The organism is Neisseria iguanae, from assembly GCF_003013245.1.
Classification (GTDB): Bacteria; Pseudomonadota; Gammaproteobacteria; order Burkholderiales; family Neisseriaceae; genus Neisseria; species Neisseria iguanae.
Window position 1 is genome coordinate 1 of the sequence record NZ_PXYY01000043.1, and the last position, 348, is coordinate 348.

General features: G+C 39.9%; 1 pseudogene. It reads right to left on the reverse strand.

The annotated features are described in order from the left end of the window. Positions 1-245 precede the first annotated feature (245 nt). A pseudogene (locus C7N83_RS07715) lies at positions 246-348 on the reverse strand (IS1595 family transposase); the annotation flags it as partial.

Sequence of the window (348 nt, forward strand, 5' to 3'; positions counted from 1 at the left end):
GTCTTCCCTTTGCGAGCCGTGACGGTTTTTCGCTCCGGTTGTTTTTCCGGTTTTGAATGGTGGTTTTGCCGATGTTGTATTCACCGGCTATTGCCCAATCGCCCATTCCTGATTTGGGCTTGCCAAGTACCATTTGCCGATGATCTTTTGCGTATGCCGTCATAAAGGTTGGTGTGTCATGTTTGCTTTTCTTTTACTATATTCCTATTTTAAAAATGATTTATTATGGGGCTTAGGAATCAAATCTAATCCAAAGGCATATTCCGTAACATTTCCAATAAAATTACATACAGGTTATCATGTCTGTGATTAAAGCGGAATCCTGTTTCTTTCAGGTGCCAATAAAAT